The sequence below is a fragment of the Paraburkholderia sp. CNPSo 3274 genome (assembly GCF_024206475.1).
Classification (GTDB): domain Bacteria; phylum Pseudomonadota; class Gammaproteobacteria; order Burkholderiales; family Burkholderiaceae; genus Paraburkholderia.
Genome location: NZ_JAMBPR010000086.1, coordinates 1 through 16,148, shown reverse-complemented (window position 1 = coordinate 16,148; position 16,148 = coordinate 1). Strand labels below are relative to the sequence as shown.

14 protein-coding genes and 3 pseudogenes are annotated in these 16,148 nt (G+C 62.2%); 11 read left to right on the top strand and 6 right to left on the bottom strand.

Going from position 1 to position 16,148, the window contains the following annotated elements:
• Window positions 1–191: 191 nt before the first annotated feature.
• Together M3I54_RS37315 and M3I54_RS37310 are read right to left on the bottom strand one after the other, a co-directional pair.
• Window positions 192–341 (bottom strand): annotated as a pseudogene (locus M3I54_RS37315) (acyl-CoA dehydrogenase); the annotation flags it as partial.
• 301 nt (window positions 342–642) lie between these two features.
• Entirely contained in the window at window positions 643–936 is a 294-nt protein-coding gene (locus M3I54_RS37310; RefSeq protein WP_254344791.1) for a DUF2934 domain-containing protein, read from the bottom strand.
• Between the two features lie 156 nt (window positions 937–1,092).
• On the opposite strand from M3I54_RS37310, the gene M3I54_RS37305 reads away from it, so the two are divergent.
• Complete coding sequence (locus M3I54_RS37305) at window positions 1,093–1,596, top strand: phasin family protein (protein WP_254344789.1); 504 nt, start codon at window positions 1,093–1,095, stop codon at window positions 1,594–1,596.
• Window positions 1,597–2,127: 531 nt separating this feature from the next.
• Here M3I54_RS37305 and M3I54_RS37300 read toward each other — a convergent pair.
• Window positions 2,128–3,978, bottom strand: coding sequence for an ABC transporter ATP-binding protein (locus M3I54_RS37300; protein ID WP_254344787.1), 1,851 nt, complete (start codon window positions 3,976–3,978; stop codon window positions 2,128–2,130).
• Window positions 3,979–4,278: 300 nt separating this feature from the next.
• Here M3I54_RS37300 and M3I54_RS37295 point away from each other — a divergent pair, with 300 nt between their 5' ends.
• The 3 genes from M3I54_RS37295 to M3I54_RS37285 all read left to right on the top strand — a co-directional run bounded on the left by M3I54_RS37295 (window position 4,279) and on the right by M3I54_RS37285 (window position 6,776).
• Window positions 4,279–4,482, top strand: coding sequence for a CsbD family protein (locus tag M3I54_RS37295; protein WP_254344785.1), 204 nt, complete (start codon window positions 4,279–4,281; stop codon window positions 4,480–4,482).
• Window positions 4,483–5,206: 724 nt separating this feature from the next.
• Window positions 5,207–5,632: a CopG family transcriptional regulator gene (locus M3I54_RS37290; protein ID WP_254344818.1), complete on the top strand. Its 426-nt coding sequence runs from the start codon at window positions 5,207–5,209 to the stop codon at window positions 5,630–5,632.
• A gap of 43 nt (window positions 5,633–5,675) precedes the next feature.
• The gene (locus M3I54_RS37285) at window positions 5,676–6,776 is read left to right on the top strand and encodes a PHB depolymerase family esterase (protein ID WP_254344783.1); all 1,101 of its coding nucleotides are present in this window, start codon (window positions 5,676–5,678) and stop codon (window positions 6,774–6,776) included.
• A gap of 513 nt (window positions 6,777–7,289) precedes the next feature.
• Here the strand turns inward: M3I54_RS37285 and M3I54_RS45245 are convergent.
• Together M3I54_RS45245 and M3I54_RS45240 are read right to left on the bottom strand one after the other, a co-directional pair.
• Window positions 7,290–7,934, bottom strand: a complete 645-nt coding sequence (locus M3I54_RS45245; RefSeq protein ID WP_309249672.1) for an MATE family efflux transporter — start codon at window positions 7,932–7,934, stop codon at window positions 7,290–7,292.
• Between the two features lie 43 nt (window positions 7,935–7,977).
• A pseudogene (locus M3I54_RS45240) lies at window positions 7,978–8,223 on the bottom strand (MATE family efflux transporter); the annotation flags it as partial.
• Window positions 8,224–8,501: 278 nt separating this feature from the next.
• Here M3I54_RS45240 and M3I54_RS37275 point away from each other — a divergent pair.
• A complete protein-coding gene (locus tag M3I54_RS37275) occupies window positions 8,502–8,960 on the top strand; it encodes a MarR family winged helix-turn-helix transcriptional regulator (protein ID WP_254344776.1) in 459 nt (152 codons plus the stop codon).
• A gap of 87 nt (window positions 8,961–9,047) precedes the next feature.
• On the opposite strand, the gene M3I54_RS37270 is transcribed toward M3I54_RS37275, so the two are convergent.
• A complete protein-coding gene (locus M3I54_RS37270) occupies window positions 9,048–10,034 on the bottom strand; it encodes a GlxA family transcriptional regulator (RefSeq protein ID WP_254344774.1) in 987 nt (328 codons plus the stop codon).
• A 478-nt stretch (window positions 10,035–10,512) separates the two neighbouring features.
• Here M3I54_RS37270 and M3I54_RS37265 point away from each other — a divergent pair, with 478 nt between their 5' ends.
• From M3I54_RS37265 to M3I54_RS37240, 6 genes and pseudogenes are all read left to right on the top strand, one after another.
• Window positions 10,513–10,968 carry a (2Fe-2S)-binding protein gene (locus tag M3I54_RS37265; protein WP_254344772.1) on the top strand — a complete coding sequence of 152 codons (456 nt, stop codon included), beginning with the start codon at window positions 10,513–10,515 and terminating at the stop codon, window positions 10,966–10,968.
• Between the two features lie 84 nt (window positions 10,969–11,052).
• Complete coding sequence (locus M3I54_RS37260; protein WP_254344770.1) at window positions 11,053–13,269, top strand: xanthine dehydrogenase family protein molybdopterin-binding subunit; 2,217 nt, start codon at window positions 11,053–11,055, stop codon at window positions 13,267–13,269.
• Between the two features lie 13 nt (window positions 13,270–13,282).
• Window positions 13,283–14,578, top strand: a complete 1,296-nt coding sequence (locus tag M3I54_RS37255) for a cytochrome c (protein ID WP_302059298.1) — start codon at window positions 13,283–13,285, stop codon at window positions 14,576–14,578.
• The gene (locus tag M3I54_RS37250) at window positions 14,565–14,996 is read left to right on the top strand and encodes a MarR family winged helix-turn-helix transcriptional regulator (RefSeq protein ID WP_254344768.1); all 432 of its coding nucleotides are present in this window, start codon (window positions 14,565–14,567) and stop codon (window positions 14,994–14,996) included. The genes M3I54_RS37255 and M3I54_RS37250 overlap by 14 nt, the downstream gene beginning before the upstream one ends.
• 117 nt (window positions 14,997–15,113) lie before the next feature.
• Window positions 15,114–15,899 (top strand): annotated as a pseudogene (locus M3I54_RS37245) (TolC family protein); the annotation flags it as partial.
• A 79-nt stretch (window positions 15,900–15,978) separates the two neighbouring features.
• Window positions 15,979–16,148, top strand: a 170-nt coding sequence (locus M3I54_RS37240) for a transposase (RefSeq protein WP_254344814.1), incomplete at its 3' end; no start/stop codon positions are given.

Here is a 16,148-nt window from a genome sequence, read left to right as displayed (position 1 = left end):
GGGCGAACAGAAAGCCCGTCGCAGGTGAAAGCATTGAAACAGCATCGCCGATCGGCCACGACCATAGAGCGAACGTCGCCCTACGCCGTGTCGAACTCGATGGGCACCTTTGATGGCATGCTCGTTACGCAGCCTTCGGAAGAAACGCGATCGCTGTTGGGCGCGTCCCAAAGCAATCGCGAGACGTCTCGCTAGAGCGTCAGGTTGGGACTCCCATGGCCCGGCTCATAGGGCCGTGCCTTGCTCTTCATGCACGCAATGCTCTGGAGATGCACCTCGCCCGGGCCATCGGCGAACTTCAACGCGCGCCCCCACGTCCAGCTATCCGGCAAAAGAAAGTCGCGCAGCGACTCCTCCAGACGCCAGGACCAGGCGAAGCACTGCGTGCCAGCCGGTGTCCCTCCCCATCGCTTGGAGTCAGCAACCCCTGGCCAGAAAATTCTCGCGGCGCTCGCGTTCGTGAACGACATCGAATTGTGGCGATACGCTGAGTTCGGCAATCACCGGCATCTGCCACGCGCACAACGCAACCGCGCCAGTATCCGGCTCCTGCGGAGTGTCGCTCGTGGGCTTCCGTGGCGCCTTCGGTCAATGTCCGTCCCAATGCACGCGGCGCTTCGTCCCCGTGGCCGTTCGAACACGCTATTGCGAGCCCGGCTCGCCCGCGCCGTCTGGCTTTTCTGCATTAATTTCTGCCTCTGCCCGATGCCAGTACTCGTCGGTGTGGTCCTCGGGAGAACCCGCCTTCTCCCACAACTCGTACGCTCGCCGCCGGATGCGCTCTTCCTGGCCACTCTCCATAGGCGTCCTTTCTATCCTCGTCGCACCGCCAATCGCCGGTGGATCGCTGGCCGGAAAGGTCCCCTCGACAGCGTTGTCGATTTTGGTTTCCGACTCTTGAGCCGCGCTTTTTTGCTCCGTCGCCTTCGTCGCCATGTGAGCCTCCGTTGCAGTGGTCAACCGCAGCGCAAGCGGTGTTCCGCTTAGCGAGTTCCCGGGAACGGACGTTGCGGCAGTGCAGCACATAGATGCCGCAACCGTAACTGTTTCGAAGCGCAAATCAGCGACGACGAACCGCCAAAGGAGTCGACCATGACCGAAAGCACCATCCTGTTGCCCTACCCCGCATCGGGCAAAGAACCCTCCCAAACGCCCTGGCTCACAGCCGAAATGAGCGATCTGGCGCAGATCTGTGTGGGAACGGCGCAGCGCATCGCGGAACTCAACAGCCGCGCGATCGATGCGACGATCAACGAACAGCGGGCGGTAGCCCTTGAAACAGCTGGTGAGCGATCACCGTTCGGCGCGTGGCGCCTGCAGGCGAGCTTTGCGCTCGCAGGCACGGCGAAAGCCGCGGCATACTGGCGGCACGTCAACGAGATCATGGTGGACGCTGTCGTTGAAGCGGTGAACGAGGCCGAGGGCTGCCTGAACAGGAATTTCGTGGCGCTGAGCGCCGCGCTAGGGGCCGCCGCAACCGATGTCAGCGCAATAGTCCTCGCGAGCGACCCACCGGCCGCTTCGGGAGCAAAGGAAAACGAAGTCCAGATCGTCGACCCGCACGGGAATGCCGTGGCGCCGCGCCGTTCCGAATAAATCATTAAAAAGGCGCTCCATGCTGGCGGGATGAATATCTAAACTTTCACGCTTCGGCCACCAGGATTACACGTGTGGCCACACCCCCGGCATCGCATGCTTTGCCGCGCGCGGTCAGCGTGGCGCGAACACGGCCGGATCCGGCGCGCAAAGTAATTCTTTCACGCGCCCGGCCGTGCACTCGACGCCTTCGCCCCAGCGCAGTCGCACACGGCGGCTGCCGCATTGGACTGCTACGCCCGCACGGCGGTCTGGCGTCGCTACGGCACGTCGCTTGCCCGAAGTATCGCCTCAGGAATTGCACCAGGACCCTTATGGGCAGGAACGCATATGTTCGGCCCGCACGAATTCGCAACGCTGATGCTGGTCAGTCAGGCGCCAGACCAACCCGACATGCAGCGCTCCGAACTCGATATGGTGGTGGAACGGCAACCGGTCATGCTCGAACGCCGCCACGGAAACGACAGCACGCGGAACCCACCGACCAGGGCCGCTCGCTCCTCGACCTGTTGTGTTCGGGCTGAATACCGGCTAGCTGTCCACGATCCGCGCTGCTCTGTCGGCGTCACGCCGCTCGCGGCGAAGCAGCACATCGCGATAAATGCCGGCGCGGCGCGCGAGGTCCCTGGGCGCGCCATCGTCCACTAACCTCCCGCGCTGGATGACGACGATGCGATCGAAATTTTGCAGTGTCGAGAGACGATGAGCGATAGCCACGACCGTACGTCCCTTCATGAGCTTGTCCAGCGCAGCCTGGACCACCGCTTCGGACGCGCTGTCGAGCGCTGAGGTCGCCTCGTCGAGCAACAGGATCGGCGCATCTTTCAGGAAGGCGCGAGCAATCGCAATACGTTGCCGTTGTCCGCCGGAAAGGCGCGCGCCACGTTCGCCAACGACGGTGTGCAAACCATCCGGCAACGAACGGATCAAGTCAAGGCAGCCTGCGTGCTCGCAGGCCTGCAACACCTCTTTTTCCGTCGCCTCAGGGCGGCCGTAGCGCAGGTTATCCAGCAGCGAGCGGTTGAACAGCGAAATATCCTGTGGCACGACACTCACCGCATCGTGCAGGCTCTTCAAGCTCACGTCCGGTAAGCGCTGCCCGGAAATGCAAACCGCGCCCGCGCCGGGAGCAGGATCGAAACAGCGAAGCAGCAGCGCGAGCACGGTGCTTTTTCCAGCACCGGACGGCCCAACCAGACCCACGCGCTGTCCAGCGTCGATATGAAGGCTGAAGTGGTCCAGCACGCGACGTCGGCCGGGATATGAGAACGAGATATTCTCGAAATCGATATTCGCGTCGCGAACCTCCAGGTTCGGCACACCCATCCTCTGTTCCATTTCCCGCGGCACGAGCAGGAATTGCGCGGCTTCGGCTAACCGCGCAACATGCTGGGTCATATCCACCAGCGCCACGGCAAGGTCGCGCGTGCCATGCAGAATGGCGAAGCCAAGCGAGCTCACCAGCACGACGTCCCCGGTGGTGGCACGATCCTCGGTCCAGAGCCAGACGACCCAGCCCAGCAGCAGAGAGGACAGCACGACTGTCATCACGGCGTGCACGAGCCTGAGCTTTTCGAGATGACGCAACGAGGACTGGCGCGAGCGGATTTCGTTGTCGAGAAAGTTGCCGAAGCGCAGGCATTCGCGCGCCGTTGCGTCAAAGGCCTTGATGGTGGACATATTGCCGAGCAGGTCGACCAGTTCCCCGTCCACGGAGGCGGCCCGCGAAGCAAAATGCAAATGGCGCTCGCTGCCACTCTTCGCGAGCCAGAAGAGAAACGCCGTCATGAAAGCCGAAATGACGACGAGCGCGAACGCCATCCCCATGCTCACCCAGCCGATGAGCACGACAGACCCCACCACCGTCAGAAACGTTGGAATGGCGCTCCACGCCAACGTGTTTTCAATGGTGAAGATGGCATTGGCGGTCGCCGAGATTCGGCTTGCCAGCGTTCCCGGCTGCGCGTTCGAAAAGTAGGTGGGCGAATGCCCGGTGAGATATCCAAAGAGTTCGCGCCGCGCGTCTCCCGTTACCACAACGAACGTTCGCACGCCGGCGAGACCCGCGAGACGCCAGAAAAGATTATCCGCGAACAGAAGCGCAACGATGACGAAGAACGCATCCAGCACGCGAGCGGGATGCGCGTGACCGGTGGGTAATGTATCGATGAGGTTCCTGATCGCGAACTGTGCCCCGAGCGCACAGCCCACAGCCGCGGTGAGGCTGGCGACGACGAGGGCGTGGCCATACGGGTGTGCCCAAACGTAGCGCAAGAGCAGGCGCACGGGCTTGTTCGCATACTGGCCAAGCGCCTTCGCGCGCCGCCCGCGAGTATCGAACCGGCGGCCGCCGTCTGCCCTGTCTGCACCTGTCGTGATCATGGGAGCGCCCCCGTTTGCTGCCCATCCAGGGGCCCGCACGGATTGTTCCCATTGCGGCCGAACCCCAAGGCGCAAAAGTAGGCGGTCGCCCTTTCCGATGCGCCGCGAATCTTCGAAACGCCCGCGCAGCACGGGCAGCGCAAGCGAAAACGATCTGGGCGCGCGCACGTTAGCGCTTTCGCGCCCTTCAGACGCGGCGTAACAGGTTTCGCCCGGACCGTACCTCGACTCGTGTTCGGCCTCGGGAACAGCCGTTGCGATAAAACTGCGCGCATCCGCGCAAGCAATCGGAGAAGCATCATGAACGAAGACCATGTGAAGGGCGAAGCTGAAAAGCTAAAAGGCAAAGCGAACGAGGTCGCTGGAAAAGTCACTGGGGACAAGTCCCAGGAACTTAAAGGCAATGTGCAGCAGGGAGCAGGGGAAGCACAAAAGAAGGCAGGCGACCTGAAGGACGCCGCGAAGGACGCTATCGACGACGATGTCGAGGGCGACCGCGAGTGAAAAATCGTTGCAACGGCGCGTGCGGGTAGCGTAAAGCTGCTTGCTCGCGCGCCCGTTCGAGCCCGAGTTCAATTACCGCTGTGACCACGACGCTCGTACTTTCGCGCCTCGACCTCCCCTTTGAGGCGAGAAGGTGCCACCATCAAAAGGGGACCACCGCTACAAAGCCGCGACGGCTTACTGCGGCGCGGCTTTTGCCGCTCTTTCCTCTCCTTGCGGGCGTCGTGTCGTGGTCACAACGCCGCCACCTTTTTCGCGGCACGCGAGCCATACGCCGTATGCCTTCGCATAACGGACGGCGATTGAGTCCGCCCCCTGAGCGTCCCGCTCCGCCGTGGCGGACCCGGATCGAAGCCGGGCAGTCCCGGAAGTCAAGGGACGGCGGGTCGAAATAGGTACACAACCTGTGGTCGCGCGCCGGTTTCATCGCCTCCGAGCAGTGGCGAGCGATGCATCGAGGTCTCTACTTGATGTCCTCGGTGTCAGTTCGCGCTCCATGTCGCACGCTGTCTTCCAACGTCCAGCACGAGCACGCGACCCGCCGCATACCCGATTTCCTGCTTCGTCCGCCTGGACACGCCCCTGGGTTTGCCCCCACGCCCGGCGGACATTCTTCCCGGCATGGCAGGCGGGCCTCGGCGCGGAGCAGAATTCAAAAATTTATGTTGCGACGCCGCGAAAAGAAGCCTATAACCATCCCATTGGATGGTCAAGGGATGGAGAAATGATGAAATCCGTAGCGCGCGGCGCCGCTCGCCCGAAGGGCGGTGAGTCGGAAAAAATCACCATCAACCTCGGCCCAGTCGACCTTGGCCAGATCGATCTGCTCGTCGAAGAAGGCTTTTATTCGAACCGGACGGACCTGATCCGGACCGCTATCCGTAATCAGCTTGCCCTGCACGCCCAGGTCGTCCAGGAAACCGTGACGCGCCGTGCCCTTGTACTCGGCCTGCAGCATTTTTCGCGGCAGGATCTCGAAGCAGTTCGCGCCGCCCATCAGCGCCTCACGATTCACGTGCTGGGACTGGCCAGCATCGCTGACGACGTCACCCCGGAACTCGCGCTCGCGACCATCGAAAGCGTCGTCGTGCTTGGAGCGTTTCACGCATCGAGTGCCTTGAAGACGGCGCTCGCTGACCGAATTCGCTAGCAGCGCAACGCCCGGCACCCAACCCCGATAACGGACAAATACGATGAAACTCGATAATGGCCTTCTGAATTCGGTATGCGAAGCAATGACTTTGCTGCGCACCCGCGGCCCCGCCGAAGCGACACAGGCGATACAACGTTCCCTGCGAGGGGTGAGCAATGACATGCCTAACCAAACGGCGTCCTGGGGCGCAAGGCCGGACGCCCCCGTCCTGTTCAAGGCGCCGACGATAAGGGAAGCCAAAACGCGCAACGCGCGGGAAGTGCACGTTGACATCGAGGATCGGGGACATTTCAGCACGCATGCGTATTCGAATGCCGCGGGTCGCCGTCAATATCGACTGTATGTGCCGGCAGGGAGCTCCCACGAGCTGCTGCCATTAATCGTGATGCTGCACGGCTGCACACAAAGCGCCGACGATTTCGCGGCAGGCACACAAATGAACGTTCTGGCGGAGCAGCACCGATTTCTTGTCGCGTATCCGGAGCAGCCGCGTCAGGCGAATCCGTCGAACTGCTGGAACTGGTTCAAGCCGGATGATCAGCAATGCGAACGCGGTGAGCCGTCATTGATCGCAGGCATAACACGTGAGATTGTCGCGACCCACAACGTCGATCCCGCGCGCGTGTACATCGCGGGCCTTTCCGCGGGTGGCGCAATGGCGGCGATCATGATCGGCTCGTATCCCGAACTTTACGCGGCGGCAGGTATCCATTCGGGTCTCCCGGTAGGGTGCGCACACAATCTTCCCTCTGCTCTCGCGGCGATGAAAGGCGGCAGACGTCCCAGCCGGGCTCGGCGCGCCACGCAAGCTGACGCTTCATCCCCGAAGCGGCCGGTGATCGTCTTTCATGGCGACGCGGACGCCACGGTGCACATAAGCAATGCCATGCAGCTTGTGCAGGGTTTCGACGCACGGCCGCAGGACGGCCGCGAACAGCGTCGGGCTGACACAGGCCGACGTGCGTGCACCGTCTCCCGGCTGATTTCCGCTGACGGAGTTGACGCCGAACTGTGGACTATTCACGGGGCGCCGCACGCGTGGTCAGGCGGCAATGAGCGGGGCAGCTACACCGACCCGGCCGGTCCGGACGCGAGTGCTGAAATGCTGCGATTCTTTCTCGAGCATCCGCAGCAGCAGTAGCGCGGTCCGACCACAGCAACGTTACTTTTGGCCCCCAGCGGCTGACGCGAGCGTGAGTTATATGACTTGCTACACCTGGCACGGGCTCATTGATATGTGTGCTGGCTATCATGCGGACGAATTACAGGCCTCATGCTCCCGGAGCTTCGAAGTCGGCACCGTTTCGACCCATGATGCCGAGTCCCGCAAGGCCCCGTGCTATAGAACCCGATGCCGTTACCCGATCGACAAATGCGAGCCGATACTGTCCGATCATGAACCACAGAAAAGCCCTCGCAACGGCGGGCTCCAAGGTCAATTCAATGCGTCACTGCAAATCCACCTAGAGCACCTGCGCCATCGAGACGTCAGCGTGCGGCTGAGGGTGTGTCAAAGCTCAAAATTTCCCGATTTTCGGGCGCCGCTGTACCCTTCCCCCAACTTCCGCAACGCCGACATAGAGCATTCAGCCAGGTCATCTTTCGCGCCAGGCATAAACGTCGCACGTTTTTACACCGCCTCCTCCAAGCGGCGTCACTTGCCCGCAGCGCCACATGAACAGTCATCTGTCACCTGCGCGTTCGAAAGCGGTTGCTGGGCGCCGCTATGAACCGTCTTCGCGACGAACCAACGGCCTGATGCAACCGACCAGAGATTGATCGCGCCATACGCCGCCATCGCCCCCGCGCCCACCGCGAAAAACAGCGGGAGCGATCCAGTCAGGCGCAGCAATAGTGTTCCGAGACCCGCATACAGTGCCAGCCGCAGTGCCCCCGCCCCGAGCGGCCATTGCAGGCGGCCCGCACCCTGCGCCGCGAAATACAGCGAGAACCCGAGCCCGGAAAAGCCGTAGAACGGCCCGATGATGTGCAAGCAGATCGATCCTGTCTGCAATAACTGCTCGTTCGTACCGAAGAGTTTCAGCCACGCGTGCGGCCAGAGCGAGGCCGCGACTCCGACCAGTTCGGAAATGGCAAACGCCATCGCCCCACCGGTCAGCGCGATGTTGCGCGCGCGTTCGTACTGCCCTGCGCCGATATTGGCCCCCACGAGCGCAACCATTGGCGCGCCCAGACCGAAAGCAATCGGCATGATCAGGTATTCGAGGCGCGCGGCTCTGGCGTAACCCGCGAGCGCGGCCGTGCCAGCATGCGCGCCGTGCGGCGTCGTGGGCTCCAAGCGTCTGGAATAGAGGCTTCGCGATTGCCAGCAAGACTACCGAGAACGCAATACCGATCAACACGTTCAGCGCGAGCGCATGGCGTGCGAGCTGAGCGATCAGTTCTGCGTCGCCGGAACCCAGCGTGCGCGCAACCGCCGACGAGATGCCGCCGCCCATCGCGCCCTGCGACATGTTCTGCATCAGCATCAATACGGGCACGACCACCGCGACACCCGCGAGTATCGACGTGCCGAGTTTCGCGAGAAACCATGTTTCGACGAGCCCAGTCGATGCCTGAGCGAGCATCATCAGCATGTTCGACCAGCCCATCCGCGCAAGCAATGGCGGTATGGGCGTCTCGAGCATCGCTCGAAGGCGCGGATTGATTCTGGGCGCTGCCAGGCCTTGAGGTTGGATCGTACCCATCCCTTGCTTTCCTCGATTAAACCTACAGGCATATGCAAATAGATTGAGATTCAATGTACTTGCATATGCCCGCAGTGGTCAAGGTGATTTAAACTGTGTCTCTACGCCAGGACGGGAAGTGTCCTGGCTGACTCTCGGAAGTCATGGAGTAACGACCAATGTCACCGACAAACCCCAAGGCCCCTCTCGTCTGCAACGGCTCCGCACTGCGCAAGGCGAGCCGACGACTTTCGCAGCTCTACGATGCTGTTCTGGCGCCATGCGGACTCAGCGCAGCCCAGCGGTCCATCCTTCTTCAAGTCGAACGTGCAGGCAGCCCAACCATGACCGAGCTCGCCTACGCAATGGTGCTTGACCGATCGGCGCTTGCACGGAACGTCAAGCCGCTCGAACGCGACGGGTATCTCGCGCTGCGACCCGACGAAGACGATGGCAGAAGCCGCCGCGTTGATTTGACAGCGGCCGGCCGTGCCAAGCTTGCTGAAGCCAATCGCCTTTGGCGAAAAGCTCAGCGTCGCTTTGAAGAGGTCTATGGCGAGGAACGAGCGGCGGCGCTGCGCGTTGCGCTCGCGGAGATTTATTCTGATGAATTTGCGGTAGCTTTTGGGCAACCGTGAGTGGCTGGTAGCTGAAAAGAAATGTCTATTGGCGAATTTTTCTGCCTGTAGCCGACCGTCAGCTGCAAACGCGGCGCACGCCAGTTTCTATGGTGTTGCATCGACCAGGTCAGTCCGCAGAATCCCTCGGACACCCATGCGCTTGTGGCGCCGGACCGCCTGGGGCGAACGGCCAACCTCGCGCATGAAGGCGTCGCGCATATGGTCGCAGTCGCGAAAACCGGTCTCTCTAGCGATGACCTCAAGCGGATGCCGGCTCTGTTCGATCATCAGCTGCGCTACCTCCAGTCGAAGTCTTTCAATAGCCTTGGCCGGAGACGCTCCCGTTTCGAGCGTAAACACACGGCTGAACTGCCGCGGACTCAGGTGAGCGATATTGGCCAACTCCTCCACCGTCAGCGAACGGCCCAGATTCCGGCGCGCATAGTTCAGGGCATTCTGGATCCGATCGGATTTCGGGGCGAGGTTCAGCATTTCTGAATGCTGCGACTGGCCGCCCGTCCGCCGCTGAGGCATGACAAGCCTGTGCGCCACTGCACGGGCCGTTTCCGCACCCAGATCCTTTTCCACCATCGCGAGCGCCAGGTCAAGGCCAGCCGTCATGCCGGCGGACGTCCAGATCGAACCATCGACAATGTAGATCTGGTCTTCCTCGACGTGGATATCCGGAAAACGTTCCTGCATTGCGCGCCCATACGCCCAATGCGTCGTGGCGCGCCGCTGCGCCAGCAAGCCTGCTTCCGCGAGCACGAATCCGCCGGTGCAGATCGCGCCTATGCGCCTCGCGCTGATGCTCGCTTTGCGCAGGAACGCAACTATAGTGTCAGCAGGCGGAGAACTGAGCGGATCAATGACCCCGCCGACGATCCACGTATCCACGTCAACATGCCCGTGCAATGATCGTGTGCTCACTGTCAGGCCAAGTGACGAGCGCATTTCCCCGCCGTCCTCAGAAAAGGTTTCGAGCGCGTAGAACGACTCTCCCACCGCGACGTTCGCGCACTCGAACACCGACTGCGTCGCGAGATCCATGGACAGAAAACCGTCGCTAATCAGAAAGCCAATCCGGCACATGTCCGTTCTCCATCACGTCGTGGCATAAGTCATGATCATAAGCGGCGCGCCCGGTGGCTGAATATATATACAAGGTATATATACGAAGGTGTACATACCAAGGTGTCGTTCGTCCACCACCTGCGTCGTGGCACCCTGGCGCGAACACATCATGGTACGGCCACAATTGCGGGCGGATTGCCGGATCTACAGCTTGATCACCGTTGCGCGGAACCGCGACATCGACAGCCGCCCAGGGCTTGCGAGCGTCGAGGCAAATCAGAAAGTCTAGCCGGTGAATGTCCGTTCTCCGTCGCGCGATGTCCTAAACCAACCCGAATTCCGTCATTTCTGCCGCACCGAAACGAAGCCAGAATGCAATCACGCATTCATCGATCACCTTCGAAAGGGCGCTTTGAATTTCCTTTAACAAGGTCGCGGCCACCAATACACCGGACACGATAGCGTTATTTCAACGGCTCATTTCTTGGAGTGCTCTGTGGTTAGCCTGAACATCAACGGCACAACTCATACCGTCAACGCAACCGATGACATGCCGCTGCTCTGGGTTCTTCGCGATATTGTCGGATTGACCGGCACCAAGTTCGGCTGTGGCATTGCGCAATGCGGCGCGTGCACCGTGCATCTCGACGGCGTTGCGGTGCGCTCGTGCGTGCTTCCGGTAGCGGCGGTCGGCAAAAGGAAAATCACGACTATTGAAGCGGTCGGCGCCACAGAGGCCGGCCGCAAGGTGCAGCAGGCGTGGCGAGCGCTCGACGTCGTCCAGTGCGGCTACTGCCAGTCGGGCCAGGTGATGGCCGCCGCCGCGCTGATCGCGTCGAACCCGAACCCGAGCGACGCCGACATCGACGCGGCGATGGCCGGCAATATCTGCCGCTGCGGCACGTACAACCGGATTCGCGCGGCAATCAAGCAGGCCGCGAAGGAGGCGTGAAATGAAACTGCCCCCACGTTCACTTCGTTCACTGTCCCCCGAGGGGGTGGTCAGCCTCCTTGGGGCGCCCCGGCGGAGGCTGACATGTCGCGCGGACTGATCGAAGCGGGCAAGGCCAGCGCGGGCGTCTCGCGCCGTACGTTCCTCAAGTTCGGCATGACGCTCGGCGCGGCGGCCGGCGGCGGCCTGCTGCTCGGTTTCAGCGTGAAGGCCGCCGGCGGCGGCGCGCGGCGTTCGGTGATCGGCGGCGACGCGGTCGAAGCGCCGCGTCCGGGCGAGTTCGCGCCGAATGCATTCGTGCAAATCGACCGCAACGGGCAAGTGACGCTGGTGATGCCGAAGGTAGAGATGGGGCAAGGCGTCTATACATCAATTCCGATGCTGATCGCCGAAGAGCTGGAAGTGCCGCTATCGAGTGTCACGCTCGACCATGCACCGCCCGACGAGAAGCTGTTTTTCGATCCGCTGCTGGGCGGGCAACTGACCGGCGGCTCGACGTCGATCCGCTATGCGTGGGAACCGCTGCGCCGCGCGGGCGCGACCGCACGCACGCTGCTCGTTACCGCGGCCGCCGCGCAATGGAAGGTCGATCCGGCGTCGTGCAGCGCCGAGGGCGGCGAAGTGCTGCATGCGCCGAGCGGACGGCGCGCGTCGTACGGGCAGCTCGCGGACGCGGCGGCGAAGCTGCCGATGCCAAACGGCGTCGCATTGAAGCAGCCGGAAGCGTTCAAGCTGATCGGCACGCGCGCCAAGCGGCTCGATTCGCCGGAGAAAGTCGACGGCACCGCACAGTTTGGTCTCGACGTGCGCGTGCCGGGGATGCTCTACGCGGTAATCGTCAACTGCCCGGTGTTCGGCGGCACGCTCGCGAGCGTCGACGATTCCGCCACGAAGAAGATTCAAGGCGTACGCCAGATCGTGCGTATCGACAACGCCGTCGCGGTGGTCGGCGACCACACGTGGGCGGCCGGGCGCGGCGCATCGGCGCTTATTGTGAAGTGGAACGAAGGCGCGGGCGCGAACGTGTCGATGAAGGACATCGTCGCAGATCTTTTGAGCGCGGCGGACGGAAAAGGCGCGGTCGCGCGCAAGGAAGGTGACGTCGATGAAGCGTTCGGCATCGCGAAGACGCGTGTCAGCGCGGTCTACGAACAGCCCTTCCTCGCGCACGCGACGATGGAGCCGGTCAACTGCACGGTACACGTGCGGCCCGACGGTTGCGAGATCTGGGTCGGCACGCAGGTGCCGACGCGCGCCGTGGATACGGTGACGCGGATCACCGGCTTTCCGCCCGGGAAGATCGTCGTCAACAACCATCTGCTCGGCGGCGGCTTCGGCCGGCGTCTCGAGACCGACATGATCGCGCAGGCAGTGAAGGTCGGCCGGCAGGTGAGCGCGCCGGTGAAGGTCGTCTGGACACGCGAAGAAGACATCCAGCACGACATGTACCGGCCGTACTACTACGACAGGATCTCCGCGGGACTCGACGCAGCCGGCAAGCCGGTGGCATGGCGGCACCGGATTGTCGGCTCGTCGATCCTCGCGCGCTTCGCGCCGCCGGCCTTCAAGGATGGCGTCGATCCGGACGCGGTCGAGGTCGCGGCCGCCCTGCCCTATAACCTGCCGAACCAGCTCGTCGACTACGTGCGGCAGGAGCCGCGCCACGTGCCGACCGCGTTCTGGCGCGGCGTCGGGCCGACACGTAGCACCTTCGTCGTCGAGAGCTTCATCGACGAGCTCGCCGTGCAGGCCAAGGCCGATCCGGTGCAGTACCGGCGCGCGCTGCTCGGCAACACGCCGCGTGCACGCAACGTGCTCGACATCGCGGCGAAGGCGGCGGGCTGGGACGTACCGTTGCCCAAGGGGCAAGGGCGTGGAGTCTCCGTGATGCACGCGTTCGGCAGCTTCTTCTCGATGGTGGTCGACGTGGCGGTCGACGATGGCGAGGTGTCCGTGAAGCGGATCGTGTGTGCGGTCGATTGCGGGATGGCCGTGAACCCGGACACGATCGAGGCGCAGGTGCAGGGCGGGATCATCTTCGGGATCACGGGCGCGCTGTATGGCGAGATCACGATCGAGAACGGCCGCGTCACACAGAGCAATTTCACCGACTATCGGATATTGCGGATCAACGAGACGCCGCCGATTGACGTGCACATCGTGAAGAGCGCTGAGGCGCCGGGAGGGATCGGCGAGCCCGGCACGTCTGCGCTCGCTGCCGCGCTGTCGAACGCGATCTACGCGGCGACGGGCAGGCGCCTGCGCAAGTTGCCCGTCGGCAGCCAGCTGAAAACGGCCTGACGTCGAGGAAACGATGATTCGAATCACCACTTTGACGCACGTCGCGACGGCGCTCTGCATAGCCCCATTCACGCTGGCGGCCGGTGGCGCGCCAGCTCCGGCACCCGACGACACGCTGATTGCGCGCGGCGCGTACCTCGCGAAGGTGGGCGATTGCGTTGCGTGCCACACGGCGCCGCGCGGCACGCCGTTCGCGGGTGGCCTGAAGATGGACACGCCGATGGGTGCGATCTACACGACCAACATCACGCCCGATCCGGATACGGGCATCGGTCGCTACACCGAGGCGGACTTCGCGCGCGCCTTGCGCGAGGGCATCGCGAAGGACGGCCACAACCTGTATCCGGCGATGCCCTATCCGTCATACGCGAAAGTGAGGGACGACGACGCGAAGGCGCTCTACGCGTACTTCATGCATGGCGTCGAGCCGGTGAAGCAGCCGAACCGTGCGGCGGACATCCCGTGGCCGCTCAACATGCGCTGGCCGCTGAAACTGTGGAACACGGTGTTTCTCGACACGAAGGTCTATGCGGACAAGCCCGGCAAGGATGCGACGTGGAATCGCGGCGCGTATCTCGTGCAAGGGCTCGGTCACTGCGGGTCCTGCCACACGCCGCGCGGCGTCGGCTTTCAGGAGAAAGCGCTCGACGAGAGTGGCCATGCGTATCTGTCGGGCGCACCGATCGATAACTGGTTTGCATCAAACTTGACTAGCGAGCCGACAGTTGGGCTTGGCCGCTGGAGCCCGGCGGACATCGCCCTGTTCGTGAAGACGGGTGCGAACCAGCACGCGAGCGCATTTGGCTCAATGACGGACGTGATCAACCACAGCACGCAGTGGCTCGCGACCGACGATGCGAATGCTATCGCAAGTTACCTCAAGTCGCTGCCCGCTGTCGGTGGCAGCGGCATGCCGCCGTACCACGATGATCCACACGCAGTTCAGCCTTCGCTGCCCACTCCGGCAAACGACTCGGGTGCAAAACTGTACGCAACATACTGCATGCATTGCCACGGGTCGAATGGCAGAGCGTTTGCACCACTGCTTGCGCCACTGGCGGGCAATCCGGCCGTGCTGGAGTCCAACCCAACGTCGATGATCAATGTCATCTTGAACGGGGCGCAAGCGCTCGTGATCAACGGGCTACCGGCTGCCTATCCTATGCCGAAATTTTCGAGCGTGATGACGGACCAGCAGGTCGCCGACGTGCTGACGTTCGTACGGTCGCACTGGAACAACGCTTCGACGGCTGTAAGCGCGTCAGATGTGGCGAAATTGCGAGAGGCAACGGTCCATGCGGCTAGATGATCTTCAGGACGACGACTGCTTCGCCCTCCGTCAGGCTTCTCGACACATCTCGAAGCTTTACGAGCGTTACCTGTCCGAGGCCGGCATCACGCCCACGCAGTTCAGCATTCTCAGGACGCTGGGCCACTTTCCGAGCCTGACGATGGCCAAGCTCGCCAAGGAGATGGTGATGGATAGAACGACACTCGTGCGCGCACTCAAACCTTTGCTCCAACGTGGCCTTGTGGCGGCTCCTTCCGAAGGGCAAAGCCATCGGCGACTTCGGATTGTAGTTACGCGAAGAGGTTTGACGAAGCTTGACGAAGCGGTCGTTCACTGGGCCACCGCACAAGCCCGCTTCGAGCGAAGCTTTGGGAAGCAACAGGCTGCCCATCTGCGAACCGGACTGTTCCGCATGACGGGCAACGTGTCCAAGTAGCAACCAAAAAGCAACAAACGTTTTGTATGACGAAGCATTGATGGGTGAGCCACTGAAGGCTATAGAGTGCATATGCACAAGAAGCCGAGCCCAAGTTATGCAGATGAGCGAAAGGAAATGGAAACCATGACGGATCACTACGGATTCCAGCTTCGAGCGAGCACATGGGCCGCGTCGATAGCGGCGGCGGTGGCGGCGCTTGGTCTGGCCGGATGTGTCAACTACGCCGGCATCAAAAGCGACAAGCGGATTGCACCACCTGCGAACTACGAGTCGAAGGAGAGTTTGCCCGCCGAGGGCGGACAGTGGCCGGCAATGGACTGGGCCGGCCAATTCGGCGATCCGCAACTGTCCACGTTGATCGACGAGGCGCTGGCAGGCAACCCAACGATCGATCAGGCACGTGCCCGCATCGAGAAAGCGTCTTCCTATGTCGGCACGGCCAATTCCGCACTGTACCCCAGCGTGACCGGCAGCTATTCGTGGACGCGCGAGCGCTATAGCGCCAACAGCATTGTTCCGCCGCCGTTCGGCGGCACGTGGCAAAGCGAGAACAACGCGCTCGCCAGTGCGTCGTGGGACCTCGATCTGTGGGGAAAAAATCGGGAGCGGCTTCGTCAGGCCATCTCGCAGGAGAAGGTCGTCGACGCCGAAGCCGAGGAGGTGCGCATTTCGCTCGCCGCGTCGGTGGCAAGTACCTACAACCATCTTGCGCAGCTCTATGCGTTGCGTGATATCGAGGTTCGCGAAGTGAAGAATCGCGAGGAGATCACACAAATCACCCATGGGCGTGTTGGCGCGGGACTCGACACGAACGTTGAACAGCAGACCGCAAACGGCGAAACCGCAACGAGCCGTTCGAGCGTCAGCGATCTCGACGGGCAAATCACGACGGTGCGCTACTCTCACTGTGTCATAAAAAAATGTTTGCATCAAAGCGATACCTGGTAGTATTGAATAATACAGACTTCGGGCGACCGTGATGAGAGAAGACGTCGACGAATTTGACGCGTATCTGAATCATCTGGCGCAGGCGTTGGGGCACGCCGATCGCCATGCCGGCCTCAAGGGCTACTGTTCGGGCTTGGTAATGCCGTTGTCACGCAAGAGCGTCGAGCCGATGGCTGCGCATATTGATCCCCTTCACGCGAG

Excerpts from the sequence above, each read along its gene's own strand:
- M3I54_RS37295 (WP_254344785.1), top strand. The coding sequence starts at position 4,279 with ATGAACGAAGACCATGTGAAGGGCGAAGCTGAAAAGCTAAAAGGCAAA.
- M3I54_RS37290 (WP_254344818.1), top strand. The coding sequence starts at position 5,207 with ATGATGAAATCCGTAGCGCGCGGCGCCGCTCGCCCGAAGGGCGGTGAG.
- M3I54_RS37250 (WP_254344768.1), top strand. The coding sequence starts at position 14,565 with ATGCGGCTAGATGATCTTCAGGACGACGACTGCTTCGCCCTCCGTCAG.
- M3I54_RS37285 (WP_254344783.1), top strand. The coding sequence starts at position 5,676 with ATGAAACTCGATAATGGCCTTCTGAATTCGGTATGCGAAGCAATGACT.
- M3I54_RS37310 (WP_254344791.1), bottom strand. The coding sequence starts at position 936 with ATGGCGACGAAGGCGACGGAGCAAAAAAGCGCGGCTCAAGAGTCGGAA.
- M3I54_RS37275 (WP_254344776.1), top strand. The coding sequence starts at position 8,502 with ATGTCACCGACAAACCCCAAGGCCCCTCTCGTCTGCAACGGCTCCGCA.
- M3I54_RS37255 (WP_302059298.1), top strand. The coding sequence starts at position 13,283 with ATGATTCGAATCACCACTTTGACGCACGTCGCGACGGCGCTCTGCATA.
- M3I54_RS37305 (WP_254344789.1), top strand. The coding sequence starts at position 1,093 with ATGACCGAAAGCACCATCCTGTTGCCCTACCCCGCATCGGGCAAAGAA.
- M3I54_RS37260 (WP_254344770.1), top strand. The coding sequence starts at position 11,053 with ATGTCGCGCGGACTGATCGAAGCGGGCAAGGCCAGCGCGGGCGTCTCG.
- M3I54_RS37270 (WP_254344774.1), bottom strand. The coding sequence starts at position 10,034 with ATGTGCCGGATTGGCTTTCTGATTAGCGACGGTTTTCTGTCCATGGAT.
- M3I54_RS37300 (WP_254344787.1), bottom strand. The coding sequence starts at position 3,978 with ATGATCACGACAGGTGCAGACAGGGCAGACGGCGGCCGCCGGTTCGAT.